Source organism: Ruegeria lacuscaerulensis (genome assembly GCF_013034745.1).
Classification (GTDB): Bacteria; Pseudomonadota; Alphaproteobacteria; order Rhodobacterales; family Rhodobacteraceae; genus Ruegeria; species Ruegeria lacuscaerulensis_B.
Map to the genome: position 1 here is coordinate 382,788 of NZ_WQGP01000003.1, position 19,289 is coordinate 402,076.

Here is a 19,289-nt window from a genome sequence, read left to right on the forward strand (position 1 = left end):
ACGGTCGCCGCCGTTCCATTCCTTTATGTCAGAAAGAGGGCCACCATGTCCCATAGTCCCCTCAAACGTACCGAGCTTGAGCAAGCGTTCCGTGCTGCTCGCCCGGGTCTTTTTGCCACCGGTGTCATCAGCATGGCGATCAACCTGACGATGCTGACCGGTCCTTTGTTCATGATTCTGGTTTATGACCGGGCATTGCCCAGCCAGAGCTACCAGACCTTGCTGGGTCTGAGCGTGCTGATGCTGGGGCTGTATTCTGTGTTTGGCCTGCTGTCCCTGGTGCGGTCCCGCATTCTGGTGCGTATCGGCAACCGGCTTGGCAACACGTTGGAAAAACGCGTTTTCGAGGCGCAAATTGAACGCTCGGTCAAGGAAGGCGGCGCCAAGGGGCGCGATGCCGTGGGCGACTTGGGCACGTTGCGCGACTTTATGGGCGGCTCGACCCCAGCAGTTATTTTTGATGCCCCCTGGACCCCGATCTATCTTGGCTTTGCCTATCTGCTGCATCCTTGGCTGGGCTATGCCGGTCTTGCCGGTGTGGTGTTTTTGCTGGCGGTGGCCATGCTCAACAACGTGCTGACGCAGCGCGGCGTAGCACGTGCCAACCAGTTTCAGGTCCGCAGCAATCGCGTCCTGAACGACGTAAACCGCAACCATGAAGTCGCCCACGCGATGCGGATGCGCGATGATCTGTATGATCACTGGCACGGTCTAAACGGTCAGGCACAAGTGAAACAGAGCCAGATCAGCGACATGGCGTCGACACTGTCATCCATCTCGCGGACCGTGCGCTTGATTTTGCAATCCGCCGTTCTGGGTTTGGGTGCCTATCTTGCCATTTCGGGTGATCTGAGTGCCGGTTCGATCATTGCGGCCTCGGTTCTGGTTGGGCGCGCGCTTGCACCTGCCGAACAGGCGATCGGCAGCTGGCGGCAATATGTTCTGGCCAGCGCTGCGCGCAAGCGTCTCAACAGCTTGCTGGAAGACTATCCTCCTGCCAACCCATCGGTTCAACTGCCGCAACCGCGCGGTGTTCTCGAGCTGAAGAACGTCTTTGCGACCACCCCGAACGGCGGTGCAACGGTACTGCGAAACGTCTCCCTGTCGCTGGACCCTGGTGAGGTGCTTGCGGTTATCGGCCCCAGTGGATCGGGGAAATCCACGCTGGCCCGTGTGATCGTCGGTACGTTGGAACCCAGTCGGGGCAGCGTGCGGCTGGACGGCGCGGACATGAGCTATTGGAACGCCCTGCAACTGCGCGACTCGGTCGGCTACATGCCGCAGACGGTCGAGCTGTTCGACGGTACGGTCCGCGAGAACATTGCGCGTTTCCAAGTCGATGCCAGCGACGCCGATGTTGTCGCAGCGGCCCAAGCGGCAAATGCGCATGACCTGATCCTAAAGCTGCCCGATGCCTATGACACGTCTCTGGGCGAAAGCGGCAGCGCCCTGTCGGGTGGCGAGCGTCAACGGATCGGTTTGGCCCGTGTTCTTTACAAGAATCCTTCCCTGATCGTGCTGGACGAGCCGAACTCGAACCTGGATGCGGCTGGTACGGCGGCTTTGTCGATGACGATTGATCGTCTCAAAAGCGAAGGACGAACCGTTGTCATGATCGCGCATCGTCTTGGTGCCTTGAATCAGGCGGACAAGGTTCTGGTAATGGATGGCGGGACGGTCTCGGCCTATGGCCCGCGTGACGAAATCCTTCGGACCTACTCGGAAAACCGCAACAAGAAAGCCAGCGCAGACGCAGAGACTGCTGCGCCAAAACGTGAGGGTAAGACCAATGCGTAACGCAAAGACAGCTCCGGCAGACGGAATTGGAAAGTGGGTTCTGCTTGGAACCGCGATTATAGGTCTGATGGTTGGCGGGCTAGGTTATTGGTCCGTTGCGACCCGCATCGACGGCGCGATCGTTGCCCCCGGCATGGTGGCGCTTGAGACGGATCGCCAGACGGTCCAACACCTTGAAGGTGGCATTATTTATGAGATCCACGTCTCGGAAGATGATGCCGTGAAACAGGGGCAGGTTCTTGTCAGCTTGGACACGACGCGTGAACAGGCGGAACTGAATGCGCTGAGCAGCCAGATTGCAACTCTGACCGTTCGCAAGGCGCGGTTGCAAGCTGAATTGGCCAATCTGGACTTCCTGTCTTTCGCTTCGGAATTTGATCACAGCGAAGATATTCGCGAGATTTTCGAAAGCGAAGCACAGCTTTTTGAAAGCCGTGCGATGGCAAAAGCTGCCAATATCGCTCAGCTTGAAACCCAGAAGGACGCGCTGTTGGCTCAGGTGGCAGGCCTGCGCAGCCAGATCAAATCGCAGGAAGCCAACCAGAGACTGACCCAGGAAGAGCTTGAGACTGTTTCGGTCTTGAACGACAAAGGTCTTGCAAACGTGACACGACTGCTTCAGGTGCGCCGCGCTGCGTTGGATATCGAAGCAAGCTTGTCCACGAACACAGCTCAGATCGACAGTGTGCAGGCCCAGATCGCCGAGGTCGAAAGCGCACTGATCAGCAATGCGGCCACATCCCGTGAAGAAGTCTCGACCGAACTATCCGACGTATCTCAGCGGTTGCGCGAAGTCTTGGAACGTAAGACAACAGCTCAGGACCGAATTGCTCGCAGCCAGATATTGGCGCCGCTGGACGGTCGGGTTCTGAACCTTGGATTCCACACCAAAGGTGGCGTTGTCGCGCCCGGGCAGGCGATCATGGATATCGTTCCGGTCGCCGAGCAGCCCATTCTTATGGCGAATATTCCCGTCACCGAAATTGACAGGGTCGTTCCCGGTCAAGACGCGCGGGTTCGTCTGACCGCGTTCAATTTCAACCAGACCCCAGAATTGAATGGGTCAGTGAAATGGGTGTCGGCTGACACGTTGTCAGACCCTGCGACAGGCGCTGTTTACTATAGTGCCGAGGTAGAGATTAAATCCGAGGAATTTGCCAAGATCAAGGACAACGAGTTGGTTCCCGGTATGCCGGTGGAAGTACTGGTTTCAACCGGGGAACGACTGGTCATCTCATATCTGTCGCGGCCCATTCGGGATGCCATGTCCAAGACGTTCCGGGACGAATGAAACGGTAATTCCGCCCGAGAGGGCGGAATTTGTTTAGCAGGCAAGAACAATGAGAATCTCACTCGAGGCAATTGAGTCGTTTGCGATCCTGTGTAAGGTCAAGTCCTATTCGAAGACGGCTAAAGAGCTGGGTCGATCTCAGCCAGCCATAAGCAACAGGATCCGATCGCTTGAAACTCTGGTCGGGGTCAACTTGTTCGAAAATGGTGACCCCAATCTAGCGTTGACGGAAAGCGGCCGCGAACTTTTGGATTGCAGCGAGAAAATACTGCAAAACATACATCGCATACGGAACATCTCAGACAGTAGAGGCAGCCAGCCTGTTCGCATCGCGTTTTTGTCAACGATCGAAGCTTTCCTGAATCCCTACAATTTATTTCTCACGGCCCCCGATATCGCCCGGTCCTCGTTATTTATAGAAATGCAAAACTATGATGACCTCGAAGATCAAATTCGTTTCATCGAGGGGAATGTCGCGTATTCGGTCGTTCGGGACGAAAACTTGCCGTCACTCCGGAAAAGCTGGCCATTCACTATGCGCTGGATCGCCAGCTCTGATTTTCCATTAGAGAATTTCGGGGCCAGCACTCAGCTTCCGATAGTAGAGCTTTCTGAATTTGTTAGGTTTTCCAATGTCTTTTATTCAAAACTCGAATCCTTGGGCGTCGGATATAAGGTCGTATGCCGCGCGGCGGGCATCAACTCTTATCTGAATGCGATTTCTGCCGGTCTTGGCATCGGTTGCATCGGCGATTTGTTCGTCGTGCAAAAGATGAAATCCAGAAACCTGCGCTTTCTTGATAAAAGTTTGGGAGATTTTGGGCGCTTCCATTTGGGTCGGTTCAACGTTGGAGATCTTTCCTACGACGCCGCAAAAGCGACGGGTATTTTTGACAAAGCAATCGACAATCAAAACCGGGTAATGCGGGAGTTTTTGTCTTCGATTTGAGCTGAAGTGTCTCCATCGGATTGGAAAGGACCTTCTCGCATGATTGTGTTTCACACTTTTCACCGGTGACCTTGAAGTTCATCTTTCGAACAAGCTGAATGCAAAGGCCGTTTTCAAGGCGGCATTGCCCTTATGTGCGCAAAATAAACACAAAATGACCACTTCACCGCAAACCCAGCAAAACTGGACAATCGTAGCACCTGATTTCTTAGCACCGGCATCGTTGAAGCGTAGGATTTTTCAACATCGAAAGCCCCTTAAAGTCCAAGGCACAGACGAAAGTATGTCGGTATTACATCGACGGGTTCCAAGTAGCGGCCACCTAACTTCGAACGCAAATCAAAAGTCCGTTCCGCGCAGATTGCCAAATCTAGGCTTGGGTCGACGTTAACCTATGGCGTATTGTGCCACTTTACCCTCGTCCCATTCCAAACCCATTCCCGGGCGATCGGGCGGGGTTACTTTGCCGTTGACCACTTCGTATGGGTCTTTGAGGATTGGATTCGCCCAATCGACCCACTCCAACCAATGTGCGCCCGGATCCGCACACATCAGATGCGCGCTAACCTCGGGGAAAAGATGCGACGATACCGGCCATCCTGCGGCGCGTGCAAGGCTTGAAGCCTCGAGCCAACCCGTTACCCCACCGATTTTCATGGCGTCTATCATGACCAAATCAAGCGCCCCCGCGCTTGTCGCTCGCGCCATGTCACCCGGCCCCCAATGGTTCTCACCCCCTTGAATAGGAATGGTGGAAACTGCACGCAGTTCGGCCAGTCCATCATAATTGTCGAACGCAATCGGCTCTTCGATCCATCCCAACTTCTGCCCGGCCAAGGCGGTTAGCCGCTGTTTTGCCTCAGCTACTGACAGCCCCTGGTTATAGTCAGTCACAATTGTCGTCGCTTCGCCAACCGCGGTCCGCACTTCGTCCAAAACAGCCAGATCAGTATCTAAGTCGGGATAACCCAGCCGAACTTTCAAGGCTGAGAATCCACCCTCTGCCAACAAGTCCAGGGCCTCGCCCGCAACCTTGCTGGGCCCAATCAAGCCCATTCCATTCGAGTTGTAAGCAGAAAGAGCTTTCGCAGCGCCGCCCAGAACCTGATACAAAGGTCTGCCAATCGACTGCCCAACAGCGTCCCACGCCGCCATGTCAATCCCGGCTATGGCCATCAGTGTAACCCCCTCGGCCCCCAGCAGTTTGAACTGCCCCAAGATACGCGTGTGCAGTCCACGCGGTTCCGCAGGAGTTCCTTCCACTACTGGCGCCAGATCGCGCAATAGAGCCGCCGTGGCTTTTAAGGCAATCGGAGAATACGTGAACAGGTAACTGCGGCCAACGGACCCATCACTTCGTTCGAGATCAATCAGCACCAAAGGGGCCATCGTAACCTGCCCGGTCATCACAACGACAGGGCGTCGCAATGGAACCAATACAGGGCAGATCTTCAGCTTTGTGATGGTGATTTCTGACACAACAACCAAGCCTTTCTTTTGCAGATTTAGAAGGCCACAGCGACCAGTTCTTTCGTTCACCAAAACCTACGCACAGAGCCGCTTCATCGCAATCACTGACCCCGAGCCTTACACCTGTTCCTCAAACGCTCCGGGTTCCAATTCATCCCAGAACGCAAAGATAGCAGTCGCGTTCAATCCGGATCGCCATCCATGCGCGCGAAAATGCTCGCGATCCAGATCATCTGACAAGCCCGATAGAAAGAGCCTTTTATCTGCGTCGCGTTGCGTGGGGTTTCGCCGCGAAACCAAATCTTCAACCACCGACAGTTTCCGCGCCCGTTCCGTGCGCTCGGCCGCGCGACTTTCATATGCCTGATCTTCTTGTGCCTGATCAGCCTTTCGCTTCCGAGCGGCCTCCAAAATCTCGGGGCTGGGATCGGAAGGTACGGGCTTATCCGGAACTTTGTAGTCATCGCGCAAAGCCGCAGACAGATACCCTATCGTCGACTTTACGCCCTGTTGCCGTTCATTCATGTAATCCAGTTTTTGCTGAACATAGTCCTCACCATGTTCGGCGATCCATTGTCGGGCCAACCGATCCGCGACCCCCTGTTTACGCAGTTTTTTGTAAACCGGAAGATTACGGACCCCGTCGCCGTCATCAATTTGGAACATGGCCATCTGCGGATTTTCCCGGATCAGAAACCGAATATCCGTGACCGCCCTGCCCTTTTTGCGAAACTCTGGTTCAATCACGATGTCCGAGCTTTTGTTCACCTCGGCCACTGCTGGCTTTATGATCTTGGCGTTCAAATGCTTGAAGCTGCCGTAATAGTCGCTGCCATCCACGCCCATCAGTTTGCGAAATACATCCAGCGCCCACCATCCCGTCGACCCGGTGCGTACAAAACGGTAGCAATTTTCGTATAAGGCCAAGCCATGGCCTGAGCTGAAATTACGTTGGATATGTACATTGATCAGTGCATAGATCTTCGGATCGAACAGCTTTTGCGCCAACGCCGGAGAGTAAGCGTATTCGCAGATACCATTCTTGAGTTTGGCGAAACTCAAAAGCGACGAAACACCCCATTCCTGCCGCCCTTCTTCATCCAGCATGTCCCATTCGGCCACCGTCTCGGCAAGGGCGCGCAAGCTGGATCTGAGTGTGTCAAAATCGTTGGAATTATATCCGACCATCATGGCCAGCGTCCGCGCATCAATCGTGTGGGTCGCAGCTGATGTCAAAGTGTCGTAGGCATTTAGCAGCAATACATTTGACAGTTTACGCTGTAATAATGTGAGCTTGCCGCTGATATGAATAGCGGCAACGTTCTTTTTCACGGTCTCACGCCGCAGCGCGCCCGTGAGAGTATCCATATTGACCTGTGTCTCTGGCATTTTCCTGCCTGACTGCTCGTTTGCGTTAGTCTGTCACGAAAGGTACCTTGATTTCAATTCTTATTGGGTGCCCAAATACAGGATGAGATACGTCCTGTAGACAGGTACCTTACTAGGTTGAACGGCGTGTCTTTCAGAATTGATCTAAGGAATAGAACAACAGCGATCATCACGTGACGCTGAAACTCGGGGCTAAACGGCAATAATAGACTCCTTTTTCGGCCATTTGTGACATCCTGAGAATCGGCGCTCTTGTTCCCGAGAACGGTAACCTTTCATCCCGCATTTGGGTTCCATTGATCCCGTATACAGGCACCCAACAGCCTGAATTCGGGTACCCAGTTGCGTCTACCCTTTTGATAATAAATAATATTACAGCTGCAAAGTTTCTAAATACCCTAAAGAATCAAAACTATTTGTCGCTGTTTTTTTCTCGAATCCTACAGGTTTCGCAGCGAAACTGATTCCACAACCGCCTGAAACCCGAATAATTTTCAAACAAGGATAGCCCAAGAACAGAATGTACGTTAGATTGATGAATATACGCTGAAAAGGCGAACATTTTCTGAGGCACCGACAGTGAACAAACCTGCACAACCTAGCCTGCCCCCCTATCTGAATCTTGATCCAGAGGCTGCGGCTGACCGATTACCGGATCCTATTGGGACTCAGCGATTCGCGAAAGCCGCCGCTTTTTGCGCCAAAGGTCGTGATGATCTTGCCCGTCGTGGATACGCGCCCGATGGTGAAAAACGCTTGCGACGGTTTTCCACATGGGAAATCACCAAATATCTCATCCCTGTCGCTCCCGCCCATCTCCGGCGTGTACTCAAGGCCAATCCAGAACTTCCCCAGGGCGAGGGAGAGGGCGGATCCAAGTGGTTCACGTTGGAAGAAGTGCTGGCCCTACGCAAGTTCTTTGCCAGCGAAGGGGTCAGCACGAAAGAATACCTGCCCTATCGTCCCGAAGGTCTGCCCGCCAAGGTGGTTTCGGTGGCGAACTTCAAGGGTGGTGTTGGTAAAACCAGCACCGCCGCGCATCTGGCCATGTCAGCCGCGTTGGACGGCTACAAAGTCCTGGTGATCGACTTGGATAGCCAAGGTTCGATGACTTCGATTTTGGGCGGCAATGTTGCAGATGAATGGCAAACCGTGTTTCCGCTGATCGCCAAGGACTATGCGCGTGCTGTTCAGCAGGAAAACAAGGTTCGTGCCGCAGCAGAGCAGCCGGAAATTCAGCTGGATGAAACGTTGCGAGAGGCGCTGACCACTCAGCCGCATGACGTCATCCAGAAAACGCATTGGCCCAATATTGACTTGATCGGTGCGCAGTTGAACCTTTACTGGGCCGAATTTCAGATTCCCGTCTGGCGTATGGGATTGCGCAGTTGGCCTCTGTGGGATGGATTGACCAACTTTTTGAACGATGACGGTGTTCTGGATGCGTATGACGTCATCTTTCTGGACACACCCCCTGCCCTTGGCTACCTGACCATCAATGCGCTGGCCGCGGCCGATATCTTGCTGGTGCCGCTTGGGGCGTCTTTTCTGGAGTTTGATTCAACCGGCCGGTTCTTTGACATGCTGTATTCGACATTCGCCAGTATCGAAGATGGCGAAAACACAGCCCACCGCGCTGCTGGATTGCCTGAGATGAAGTTCGAATGGGACGTGGTCCGCGCGATCATTACGCGGTTTGATGCGAGCCAACAGACCGATATGGCCAATGTGATTCAGGCCTATTTCGGCGATTTCATGAACGCTTATCGCCAGGATTATACCGCTCTGGTCGGGCAGGCGGGCGAGCAAGTGAATGGAATCTACGAAGCGGATTACCGTGAATTCAACCGAGAAACATATGTCCGCGGACGCGAGACATTCGACAGAACTTATGCTGAGTTCAAAGAGCTTTTGATCGGATGCTGGTGGCGGGACGCCCAGATGGAGGAGCAGGCAGATGGCTAAGCGCAGAAGATTGACCGCACCGGACGCCACCGCGTTGCAGGAGATGGAGGAAGGTTTCGCCGCGAAACCGCAATCCAATCCGTTTGAGACCAACTCTCTGACGCCCCCAATTGCACAGGTTGCGGCCGAGGCCGCAGCCCTCTCGGGCATGGCCGCTGTCACAGATCGCGCTGCCTTGGCTCAGGATCAGGGCGATGCTGAGCGTTGGCGCGTGGCGCAAACGGACGGGTTGGTTGCACATAAGGTTGCTCTTGATGAGGTCGAGCCCGACTACATTCGGCGCGATCGACTGGACATCAACGAAGAGGAAATGGCGGAGTTGATCGAGTCCATCCGAGCGCATGGTCTTCGCACTCCGATCGAAGTCACCGGGCTTGAGGACGGGTACGGATTGATCTCGGGGTATCGGCGGTTTGAAGCGTTTCGGCGTTTGGCTGCGACGGATTCGAATTTTGCAGAGATCCCTGCATTCATCCGCGATGCCGGAGCGGGGCAGGGTGCCTATGTCTCGATGGTGGAAGAAAATGAGTTGCGCTCGAACCTAAGCCACTATGAGCGGGGGCGCATTGCGGTGTTGGCTGCAGGGCAAGGTGTGTTCGACTCGGTTGAAGACGCGGTCAATGCCTTGTTCTCGACTGCGTCCAAAGCCAAGAGATCTAAGGTTCGCAGCTTTGCGGTAGTGCATGAGGCCCTGGGCGACCTGCTTCAGTTTCCGACGGAACTGACGGAGAAAGCGGGCCTCCAATTGGCGGCAGGGTTGCGCAACGGTGCTCAGGCACGGTTCCGTGAGGCGCTAGACGGGGCCGAGGTACTGGATGCCCGATCGGAATGGAAGCTTCTGGAGCAGGCGGCAAAGGACGCGCCCGTGCAGCCTATCATCAAGTCCCGAGGGGGACGTCCGCAACAGGTCGAACGCATTGACCCTGTGGCCTTGGCAAATGGAGGTTCGTTAAGCGCCGAGGTCGCACCGGGCGAGGTGCGTATCCGGGTAGAAGGGCGAAGCCTGAATCGTGAGGCCGTTGAAGTGCTGCTGCGTCAGCTTGCAGATCACATCGGTTAGTTTCGCTGCGAAACCCGCGTTTCAACGCTCGTTTGAAGCGATGTCTAGGGTGTCGGGTTTGTCTTGGGTGGGGCAGGGAAGGATTCTTGAGTGTGGTGTCAATGTGTGCTTCATTTGAATTGATCAAACTACCGGCAGGGCAGGGCTTATGACCCGACGGTGTAGTGACATCGACTTTGTTCACAGAAATCACCAGTAGACAGTAGTGCGCAAAAAGGTTTATTAATGAGCATTAAGTTCCAGATAAGCCCTTTTCGTAGCGCAAATTCTGAATTTAGTTCTCAAACCGCAAAGCAATGTTTTTTTGCGTTGCCACGCTTTGGCAAGTCAGAATCAGCCCCTTTGCAATGTCACCGTCGTCAAGCGCGATCCGGTTCCGCATATGGACGGCGCCTTCGGTCAGATGGGCGATGCAGGCCCCGCAAACACCGGACTGGCAACTGAACGGCGGGTTTATTCCTGCTGATCGCGCAGCTTCGAGTATGGTCTGGCCCGCAGCAACCGGCAACTCATTCGACCTGCCGTTCATCTCAATTCGAGCCGTCGCCTCGATGCCGGGTACACTCATGTCGCTTTCACTATCTCCCCCGAAGCTTTCAAAGTGGATGCGGCTGTCCGGCACGTCCAGATTTTGCAGTGACGCCCGTACTTCTGCGTTCATGCGACCGGGGCCGCAAATCCAGTACTGAGCATCTTGGGCGACGGGAGGTGTTTCGGAAATTGCAGCCAAAATGGCATCAGTACCTACCCGCCCCGTACGCCAGGGGCTGAGCCAACTAAGTAAAGTAGGGCGTGACAACACATGGCGCACAGTAAAACGCTGCGGGAATTGCGCTTGAATCTGATCCAGTTCCTCCTTGAAAAGAATACCGCTTGCTTCTGTGTTGCCAAAGACCAGATGCGCAACCGAATGGGGTTCATCGGCCAAAACGGCATTGATCATCGCATATAGAGGCGTGATGCCGCTGCCTCCACCAAAGAAATAATGCGTGCGCCGTTTCAAAGGCCCGGGCTGCAGCTTGAAATGTCCGAATGGCGGCATGACATCGACGGCGTCGCCGACCTTCAGGGTGTCACCCACGTGGTTCGAGACAATCCCATCTTTCACACGTTTCACGGTAATGCGCAGCGCAATCCCGGGTGGGTTCGAGATAGTATAGCTTCGCCTTTGCTCTTGCTCGTCCAGCTGAAACCTGACCGTCAAATGCTGACCGGCTGTCCATTGAAACAGATCGGTCGCGGAAGATGGAACATCAAAGGTGACGCTGGTAGCGGCCCCCCCAATCTCTTTGCGGATTTCTGACACAGTCAGAGAATGAAAGTCACGTTGCATCGGGAAATCCAATCATCGGTAGTCGTAAGTTGTCGTCAAAGACCGGATCACCGTTCCGCCCAAGTAGGTTTCAAAGACAAATTCATCTGTTTGACGCATCTTTCCAGCATATCCCTGCCATTCATAATCCACCTGGCTCACGGCAGTGACGTAGCGGGTATCTTCCTCGGATCGCGCAGTTATCTGAAGTTCAGATCGCGCGGTTTCCGAGTACCCCTCAAAAGCCTTGGTGAAGTCGGTTTCTTCCGCATCGGCGCTATCAGATATCCGATATGAAAAACTATCATCCTGCTGACCCGGCCCGTATTTAAGTACGACCCGGTGCGTGGCCTCAGGGTGCCAGTTGTCCCATGTGGCCAACAGGCTCTGTTCGTCCTGGGCCTGCAAAATACGCGCAGCCATGTCCTCGGGGGCCTCCGCCTGTGCTGTCAGCACCAGAGCCGAAGCGATTGCAACGCCGATCAGGGTGGCTTGGATGGATTTCATGATCCGTTTCCATATCGTTCAGTCGTCTTGCATGAAGGCCAGCACGGCTTTCTGGTGCTGCGTGATCGGGCTTTCGCCAACACCGGCGGGACCGATTTCAAGGTATGGACTATTCAGAGACTTCTGCTGTTGTTCGCAGGCATAGATATCCTCGGTCGTGAAATCTCCGGATGCCATTGGGTCATCGTCACCAGCCGCATCATCACCGTGGTACTTTGCGCCGCCGAAATCCTTCCAGAAGCCCCAGCTTTTCCACTGTTGTTTCTGAAACGCCCAGTCCGAAACATTCGCCAGCTTTGTGCGATTTTCGATACGTGTCAGATCAGGCGCCAGAGGCGTGATGATGAACAAGTTCCAGCTTTCTTCGCTGGCCCCGATGCCAATACCCGGAAAGAGCATTGGAACCCATGCCCCGACATGCGGTTCAGGGGTTGTACGCGGCATTGGCAAGTTGGATTCGTGGTCCTTGGCGTATTCTGCTGATGGGGGCTCCCAAAAGTGGTAGTGCGGCCCCTTCCAACCGTATTCCGCCTTTGCATGGTCATACATGTGCAGCGTGTTCGAATGCAGATGGTTTAGGTGGTAGACGTCGACGTAGTTCTCAACAACGATCTTCCAGTTGGCCTTGATCTCATAGCTGTTTTGCCCTTCTACATACTCGACCAACTCTTCAGGCTTGTGTGGACCGAGCAAGGGATCAACTTCTCCGAACCACTCTGCCAAAGTCGGTGCGTCTGGGTCGGGGTGCACAAACATCATGCCGCGCCAGACATCGACACTTGCAGGTTTTAAACCAAGGCAAGACTTATCGACACCATTAGGGAACTCGGACACCTCATCAGGGACGGAGATCAGGTTGCCTTCCAGGTCATAGGTCCAGTCATGATACGGGCAGGTCAGCGCCTTTTGCGTTTTTCCAACTGCGCGGATCAGTTGGGTGCCCCGATGACGGCAAATATTGTGAAAAGCGCGCAGACGGTGATCACGCCCCATGACAATGAACAGGTTGTTCAGGCCTGCCTGAACGGAAATGTAGTGCCCCGGGCCCTCGACATCCTCGACCAATCCCGCGAACCGCCAGGTGCGCGAAAAGATTTGCCGCTGTTCCCGATCGAACCAGTCCTGCGAGGTATAAGCCGAGACCGGCAGGTGGTGGTACATTTTGGTCATGTCAATTCCTCAGGCAAGCAGGTGGGCGTATTGCGGAAACAGGCTGGCGGCGATCATCATCAGTCCCGACAAAGCCCACAGGCAAACTATGGCCCAGTAGAGCAAAGGGTCGTCATCTCGGTTGATCTCGAAGACCAGAAAGGCTTGCTGGTTCTGGACGGTAGGGACGATCCACCAAACAAAAAGCAGCCCCCATACCCAATAGAGCTCTAAGACGGTGGTGATCAGCAGGATAGGCAAAGCAATGTAATTCGCCGTTCTGGTATGGCTCATGGCGTTGCCTCCAGAGTGGAGGCCAGCAAAGAGGCAGCCAGTTTCAATTCCGCACGCCAGACTTTGGGTGGGTCCAGCGGCGACAGGGCGTCCATACTGACAAAGATTGCAGAAATTCCCTGAGTCACGGCGCGAATGTGTGTATCTGGCGCGTTAGGGGTCGCACGCCTTAGGATATCCTCGACCACATCGAAAAACTCCGTAAGGCTGTCCATCAGATCTTGCCTCAGATCCGGACGATCCGGAACCTCGACCACCAATGCCTGATAGGCCAGCATCAACCGTGGATCGGTCCCGCTATCGTCGGCAAACAGTGCGTCTACAAGGTCAGACGGCGTTGCTCCGCCTGGCAGCGCCTGTCGGAGCCCTTCTAGCGATTCAGAAAAACCTGCAACAACGTAGCCGGCCAAGGCGGTTACCATTTCGTCCTTGTTTCCAAGGTAGTGACGCAGAAGCGGTCGTTTCACGCCAGCCATCTCGGCGATCCGCTCTTGCGTCGCACCGTTAAGCCCGAACCGCGCCACACATGTGAGATATGCGTCCAGAATTTCCTGAGATCTTTGGTCTTTTAACGAAGGTCGCGGCATATTGGCCCCATAAATTGTCACTGATGACAAATAACTATGCACATTAGTTTGTCAATGATGACAATTTAACTTTTTCGTCTCAGGAAAGGTCGCAATTTTCAGGCTGACACATAGGAGGCGACGCTAAGCGTGTGAGGCTTGCCTTCCACCAATCTCCGCATCGCGTCGGGGTCCAAGGGCAACGACTTCAGAATGCTGCCGAGCCACTTAAACTTCTGCCTGGCTTCCATTCATTGGAACCTAGCGACAATGACCAAAAAACCTTTGCGAACAACAAGCCTTAAGTCTTAAGCCGATGGTGAAGCATCTGCGGAAATGAGGTTCGCGACTGGAACAATCTGTGCGGTTATTTGATCTCTAAGCTGAGTGAGAGTCATCTCATCCTGTTTGATGAATTCGATAAACGCCTGATTTAATGCACTGAAGACAAGCGCGCCCAAATCTGTTGCCACCAGGTTTCGGCGAACTTTTCCTCGATCCTGCAGAACCGCAATCAATTCGGTTACTTGCGCCACCAACCGACGATCCTGTTCCGCATAGCGCCGACCGCTTGGCGTGTTGGGGTGTTCAATAGAATGGGCAATCGCCGTGCGCCACATTTCCTTTGAGAGGTATTCAAGCGAGTGATCGTAATACTGGAAAATCAACGCCAATATCGCATCATCAACGCGCTGCGGAGGGTCGGTCAGGATGGGCGCGCCTGCGGCGATGACCTCTTCGACTTCCATCGCAACAGTTGCAATCAGAATGTCGCCCTTGGTTTCATAGTAGTTGTAAACTGTGCCGACAGACACTTCGGCCATTTCTGCCAATTCTTCGATTTTCACGGATCTATACCCGTGCGACCGGAATTTTATGGATGCAGCTTCGAGGATGCGACGCTCGCGCGCTGCTTTTTGCCGCTCTCTTAATCCTGCCATTTGGAAAAATGACCTCTTGTAGCACAAATCCAAATTTAGAGTTGACTAAAAAGATGAGGCTGTTCAAGTTTTTTCGAACAGACCCACTCAAAAACCGGGCGACCCACAATCAACAGGAGATGAGGAATGCAAACCGGACGTAAAATCCTTGGTGTGTCGGCACTGGCCCTGATGGCTGGCAATGCCTGGGCCGAAGGCGAACTGAATGCTCTGGTGTGGTGCGACCATACCGATCCCGAACTGATCGCTCCGTTTGAGGCGAAGCATAACGTCAAGGTCAATCTGCGGGAATACGAGGGAACGGGGGCGGCACTTGCACTGCTGGAGCAATCCAGGCCCGGCGACTGGGACGTGCTTGTGGTCGACGGGATCGATGTGTTCCGCGCAGTCGAGGCCGGTGTTCTGGCCCCGCTGCCCGAGGGCGCGGTCTCGACTGCGGATTACTTCCCCGAAGTTGTCATGGCCGAAAACAACACAGTTGACGGCGTGACCTATGCCGTGACCGAGAAATTTGGCTATAACACGATCTCGTACAACTCGGCCAAGGTCGATCCCGCTGATATGGAAAGCCTGAGCACTGTCTGGTCCGAGAAATACGACGGGCGGATTTCGATCTATGACTACTACCTTCCCGTGATGGGGCTGGCCGCCATTGCCGAAGGCATTGCAACGGACGCAATTGGCGCGGGAGATTTGGCAAAGATCGATGGTGTCCTTTCAACCATGCGAAGCCGAGCTGCCTCGGTCGCGGGGGTGGTTGCGGCGCAAACAGCACTGGCGACAGGCGAAGTAGATATCGTTGTGGGTGGGGGTGAGTGGCTGACGGCCGTGCTCGCCTCGGAACAGCCGGAACTGACATGGACCATCCCCAAGGAGGGCGCGGTTCGCTGGGCGCAATCCATCGGCGTGGTCGAGGGGGCCAGTAACCCCGATCTGGCGGTTGAGTTCATCAAGTACATCACCAGCCCCGAAGGGCAGGCCCGTCTGGCGACGTCTTCGTGCTTTTGGGGAATGCCCGCAAATGCCAAGGCCGGAGACGTTCTGACCGACGCACAAAAAGACATCCTGCGCTGGGATCAACAGCCTGACTATCTGGCGTTGACACAGCTTTACCCTGCACCGAATGCAGATCTGGACATCGAAATGCAGGATCTGTGGCTGGAAATTCTGCAGCAGTGAACATGTCCAAGGACCAGGTCCGCGGCTGGGGCTTTGTAACCCCGGCCCTGCTGTGGACCATCGCCTTTTTCATCGTGCCTTTCGTTGTGATGGGCGCGATGAGCCTTGCTTCGCTTGAAGGGCGAACGCTTGTTTGGGATCTGTCACTGGCCAACTACGCCGAGCTGCTTGAAAAGAAATATCTATGGCGGGCGATCCTGGTTTCGCTGGAAATCACACTGACGGTGACGGTGATCTCGGTCGTGCTGGCTTATCCGCTGGCCTGGATCATTGCCTTTCGTGTGTCACCGCGCTGGCAGCGACTTGCCCTTCTGCTGGCTATCCTGCCGTTCTGGACATCTTATGTGGTGCGATCCTATGCGTGGCTGCTGGTACTGGCGCGTGAGGGTGTGGTGAACGAAACGCTGATGTGGATCGGAGCCATCGCCGAGCCGATCACGCTGGCCAATACGCGCTTTGCTACGGTGACTGGCTTTGTACATTTCTTTGTGATGCTTCTGACCCTGACGATCTATGCCAACCTGATCCAGCTGTCCCCGAACTATCGCCGGGCCGCAATGGACCTTGGCGCCAACGCGTTTCAGACCTTCCAGCACGTGATCTTGCCGCTGACTCTGCCCGGTATCGTCACCGGAGCATTCTTGACCTTTGTCCTGTGTATCGGCGACTACGTCACGCCGCAGATTCTGGGCGGCAACACCGAACTGACCGTGCCACAGGTCATCATGGTGCAACTGGGACGGCGTGCGGATTTCCCGCTGGCTTCGGCGCTGGCCATTGTCTTGATGAGCATCGTTGCGCTGGCCTATCTGCTGTCAGCCCGCTGGTTAAGGCTTGACCGGTTATGATGCGCTTTCTGCCCTGGGCGTACCTGATCGCCGCTTTTGTCTTTATCTACCTTCCGGTGGGCGTGCTGGTCCTGTTCTCGTTTCAGGAAGGATCGCTGCCTGTGCCACCGTTCAACGGGCCGTCCCTGCAATGGTACCAGACCATTCTTGGGGACGAGGATTTGATGGCAGCGCTGCGCAATTCGATCCTTGTCGCGTTCGGGTCGTCTGCGGTTGCCGTGGCGCTTGGGTTTCTGGCGGCATACGGGCTTGCGCGGCACGTTCTGCCGGGATCGGCCCTGGTCCGAGGACTGCTGATCGCCCCCCTGACGGTCAGCTACCTGATCGTCGGGCTAGGCCTGCTGATCGTTCTGACGCGCTCGGGCTTTGGCGTTTCGCTTTGGACCGCAGCGATCGGGCATGTGGTCATCAACTTGCCGCTGGCCTTCGCCATCATCTATGCCTCGATGGGAGCGCAACAGCAAAACGCCGAACGCGCCGCCCGTGATCTGGGCGCGTCCGAGCCCAAGGTGATCGCGTTGGTGACAGTACCGATGTTGCTGCCCTCGATTGCGGCGGCCTTTTTCTTGTCGGTCACCCTCAGCTGGGATGAGTTTATTATCTCCTTCCTGCTGACCCGCTTTGACGTCACCTTGCCGGTTGAAATCTGGTCGCTGCTCAGGTCGGGCCTGTCGCCGCAACTGAACGCAATCGGAAGCTTTGTCTTCTTGATTTCAGTTGCGGTTGTGCTGCTGCTGGAACTCACCATCTTTCGGAAAGGCCGCCAATGACCGCGTCTGTCACGTTTTCGGGTCTCAATCACTGGTTCGGTCAGTTTCAGGCGCTGTCCGGGATCGACCTGCAGATCGAGGCCGGTGAATACGTGACTCTGCTGGGCCCGTCCGGCTGCGGTAAGACCACTCTTTTGTCGATCCTTGGGGGGTTTCTTGAGCCTACCCAGGGCCGTGTGCTGATCGGCGGTCAGGACATGACCCGTGTAGCGCCGGTCAAACGTCCCACGACCACGGTGTTTCAGGATTATGCCCTGTTTCCGCACATGTCCTTGCGCGACAATGTTGGCTTTGGCCTGCGTATGAGCGGTATGGGTCGGAAAGACCGCCACGCACGCGCCGAACAGATGCTGGATCTGGTTGGTCTGAAGGATGTGGCGCTCAAACGTCCTCATGCGCTGTCCGGTGGGCAGCGACAGCGCGTCGCCCTAGCGCGGGCGCTGGCGGTCAATCCGGACGTTCTGCTGCTGGACGAACCGCTGGGCGCGCTGGACCTCAAGCTGCGGCGATCCATGCAGGATGAGTTGAAAAGCATTCAGCAACAGATCGGCACAACCTTTGTCCACGTCACCCATGATCAGGAGGAAGCAATGGCGATTGCCGACCGGATCGTGGTCATGAGCCGTGGCCGGATCGAAGATCATGGCACCCCAGATCGGGTCTACCGCCATCCGGCAACCCTGTTCACGGCGGATTTCATGGGCGAAAATAACCACATTTCAGGTGTGAAATCCGGGACGGGTTTTGAAACGCCGTTTGGACTATTGCCAACCCTGAACGCCCCGGCCTCGACCAAAGCCGCAATCTGCCTGCGTCCCGAGGATATCCGCGCCGACGATCAAGGATCATTCCCGATGGGGCAGGCCACGGTGACTGCGGCGGCGTTTTTCGGAACCTATTGCCGGGCGCACCTGTCGCCGGCCTGTGCCCCGGACCTGAGCCTGACGGCCTATCTGGCCCCTGACCGCCCTTGGGCGCAGGGCGATGTGGTATCGGTGTCCGCAGATGTCGAGAATTTTCGCCTGTTCGAACCGGAGACCCCCTGATGCAACGCGCGCAACCGCAGGATTGGTACCGCACAACCCGCAAAGGTGAAGACGTTACCCTGATCGATGAGCCTTTCATCACGCCTTTCTATCGCTGCAACATGTGGCATGTACGTGGGCGCGACCGCGATATGCTGGTCGACAGCGGCATGGGCGTTGTGTCACTGCGGACATGGGTGCCTCTGGTGACCGAACGTGCGTTGACGGCGGTCGCAAGCCACACCCATTTCGACCATATCGGCTGTCATCATGAGTTCGAGGATCGCGCGGTCCACATGGCCGAGGCCGATATTCTGGCCAACCCGACGCGCGTGGCGACGCTGGCCGACCCCTACGTGACGGACGAGATTTTCGACTGCCTGCCGCCCTTGCCCTACCGATCCGACACATATGCGGTCAGCGATGCGCAGGCGACGCGACTGCTGGACGATGGCGATATCGTCGATCTTGGGGACAGGCATTTCGAGGTGATCCATACACCGGGTCATTCACCGGGCGGAATAGCCTTGTGGGAGGCCGCAACGGGCATCCTGTTCTCGGGCGATATTGTCTATGATGGCGAGTTGATCGAAGACACCTATCACAGTAATGCTCAGGACTATTACCGCTCGATGGTGCGCTTGTATGATTTGCCGGTGGAAACCGTGCATGGGGGTCACTTTCCCAGCTATGGCCGGGATCGCCACCGCGCAATCATTCGCGCGTGGTTGGAAGGAAAGTACACGGCGCCATGACTGGCCTGCCCACCAGGATGAA

Annotated in this window: 18 protein-coding genes; 10 read left to right on the forward strand and 8 right to left on the reverse strand. The window is 55.4% G+C overall.

Translation table 11 applies throughout. The features are described 5' to 3' along the window. Positions 1 to 45 precede the first annotated feature (45 nt). Genes GOV79_RS07985 through GOV79_RS07995 form a run of 3 tightly spaced genes read left to right on the forward strand, consistent with a single transcriptional unit; the run spans position 46 to position 4,037 of the window. A complete protein-coding gene (locus GOV79_RS07985) occupies positions 46 to 1,797 on the forward strand; it encodes a type I secretion system permease/ATPase (RefSeq protein ID WP_170789354.1) in 1,752 nt (583 codons plus the stop codon). Beyond that, a complete protein-coding gene (locus tag GOV79_RS07990; protein ID WP_170789355.1) occupies positions 1,790 to 3,088 on the forward strand; it encodes an HlyD family type I secretion periplasmic adaptor subunit in 1,299 nt (432 codons plus the stop codon). Before GOV79_RS07985 ends, GOV79_RS07990 begins: the two co-directional genes overlap by 8 nt. Positions 3,089 to 3,137: 49 nt before the next feature. Then, a complete protein-coding gene (locus GOV79_RS07995; protein WP_170789356.1) occupies positions 3,138 to 4,037 on the forward strand; it encodes a LysR family transcriptional regulator in 900 nt (299 codons plus the stop codon). A gap of 387 nt (positions 4,038 to 4,424) precedes the next feature. Here the strand turns inward: GOV79_RS07995 and GOV79_RS08000 are convergent, their stop codons facing one another. Next, a complete protein-coding gene (locus GOV79_RS08000; protein ID WP_331252446.1) occupies positions 4,425 to 5,576 on the reverse strand; it encodes an enolase C-terminal domain-like protein in 1,152 nt (383 codons plus the stop codon). Between the two features lie 48 nt (positions 5,577 to 5,624). Continuing rightward, entirely contained in the window at positions 5,625 to 6,896 is a 1,272-nt protein-coding gene (locus GOV79_RS08005) for a replication initiation protein (RefSeq protein WP_170783229.1), read from the reverse strand. A gap of 579 nt (positions 6,897 to 7,475) precedes the next feature. On the opposite strand from GOV79_RS08005, the gene GOV79_RS08010 reads away from it, so the two are divergent. Further along, complete coding sequence (locus GOV79_RS08010) at positions 7,476 to 8,861, forward strand: AAA family ATPase (RefSeq protein ID WP_170789357.1); 1,386 nt, start codon at positions 7,476 to 7,478, stop codon at positions 8,859 to 8,861. Continuing rightward, positions 8,854 to 9,921 (forward strand): ParB/RepB/Spo0J family partition protein, encoded by a 1,068-nt coding sequence (locus GOV79_RS08015; RefSeq protein WP_170789358.1) that lies wholly within the window; start codon positions 8,854 to 8,856, stop codon positions 9,919 to 9,921. Before GOV79_RS08010 ends, GOV79_RS08015 begins: the two co-directional genes overlap by 8 nt. 274 nt (positions 9,922 to 10,195) lie before the next feature. Here the strand turns inward: GOV79_RS08015 and GOV79_RS08020 are convergent, their stop codons facing one another. The 6 genes from GOV79_RS08020 to GOV79_RS08045 form a co-directional block, all read right to left on the reverse strand. Continuing rightward, entirely contained in the window at positions 10,196 to 11,254 is a 1,059-nt protein-coding gene (locus GOV79_RS08020) for a ferredoxin--NADP reductase (RefSeq protein WP_170789359.1), read from the reverse strand. A gap of 12 nt (positions 11,255 to 11,266) precedes the next feature. Next, complete coding sequence (locus tag GOV79_RS08025) at positions 11,267 to 11,740, reverse strand: hypothetical protein (protein WP_170789360.1); 474 nt, start codon at positions 11,738 to 11,740, stop codon at positions 11,267 to 11,269. Positions 11,741 to 11,758: 18 nt separating this feature from the next. Next, positions 11,759 to 12,910, reverse strand: coding sequence for an aromatic ring-hydroxylating oxygenase subunit alpha (locus GOV79_RS08030; protein ID WP_170789361.1), 1,152 nt, complete (start codon positions 12,908 to 12,910; stop codon positions 11,759 to 11,761). Between the two features lie 9 nt (positions 12,911 to 12,919). Next, on the reverse strand, positions 12,920 to 13,183 hold the full coding sequence (locus GOV79_RS08035) for a hypothetical protein (RefSeq protein WP_170789362.1): 264 nt from the start codon (positions 13,181 to 13,183) through the stop codon (positions 12,920 to 12,922). Continuing rightward, positions 13,180 to 13,770, reverse strand: a complete 591-nt coding sequence (locus tag GOV79_RS08040; protein WP_170789363.1) for a TetR/AcrR family transcriptional regulator — start codon at positions 13,768 to 13,770, stop codon at positions 13,180 to 13,182. The genes GOV79_RS08035 and GOV79_RS08040 overlap by 4 nt, the downstream gene beginning before the upstream one ends. 287 nt (positions 13,771 to 14,057) lie before the next feature. Continuing rightward, complete coding sequence (locus GOV79_RS08045) at positions 14,058 to 14,690, reverse strand: TetR/AcrR family transcriptional regulator (protein WP_170771747.1); 633 nt, start codon at positions 14,688 to 14,690, stop codon at positions 14,058 to 14,060. A gap of 126 nt (positions 14,691 to 14,816) precedes the next feature. On the opposite strand from GOV79_RS08045, the gene GOV79_RS08050 reads away from it, so the two are divergent. From GOV79_RS08050 to GOV79_RS08070, 5 genes are read left to right on the forward strand one after another with little or no spacing between them, the layout of a single operon-like run. Next, a complete protein-coding gene (locus GOV79_RS08050) occupies positions 14,817 to 15,869 on the forward strand; it encodes an extracellular solute-binding protein (protein WP_170789364.1) in 1,053 nt (350 codons plus the stop codon). A gap of 2 nt (positions 15,870 to 15,871) precedes the next feature. Continuing rightward, a complete protein-coding gene (locus GOV79_RS08055) occupies positions 15,872 to 16,717 on the forward strand; it encodes an ABC transporter permease (RefSeq protein ID WP_170789365.1) in 846 nt (281 codons plus the stop codon). Continuing rightward, complete coding sequence (locus tag GOV79_RS08060) at positions 16,714 to 17,487, forward strand: ABC transporter permease (protein ID WP_170789366.1); 774 nt, start codon at positions 16,714 to 16,716, stop codon at positions 17,485 to 17,487. Before GOV79_RS08055 ends, GOV79_RS08060 begins: the two co-directional genes overlap by 4 nt. Then, on the forward strand, positions 17,484 to 18,533 hold the full coding sequence (locus tag GOV79_RS22645; RefSeq protein WP_170789367.1) for an ABC transporter ATP-binding protein: 1,050 nt from the start codon (positions 17,484 to 17,486) through the stop codon (positions 18,531 to 18,533). Before GOV79_RS08060 ends, GOV79_RS22645 begins: the two co-directional genes overlap by 4 nt. Next, positions 18,533 to 19,267 (forward strand): MBL fold metallo-hydrolase, encoded by a 735-nt coding sequence (locus GOV79_RS08070; protein ID WP_170789368.1) that lies wholly within the window; start codon positions 18,533 to 18,535, stop codon positions 19,265 to 19,267. Before GOV79_RS22645 ends, GOV79_RS08070 begins: the two co-directional genes overlap by 1 nt. Positions 19,268 to 19,289 lie beyond the last annotated feature (22 nt).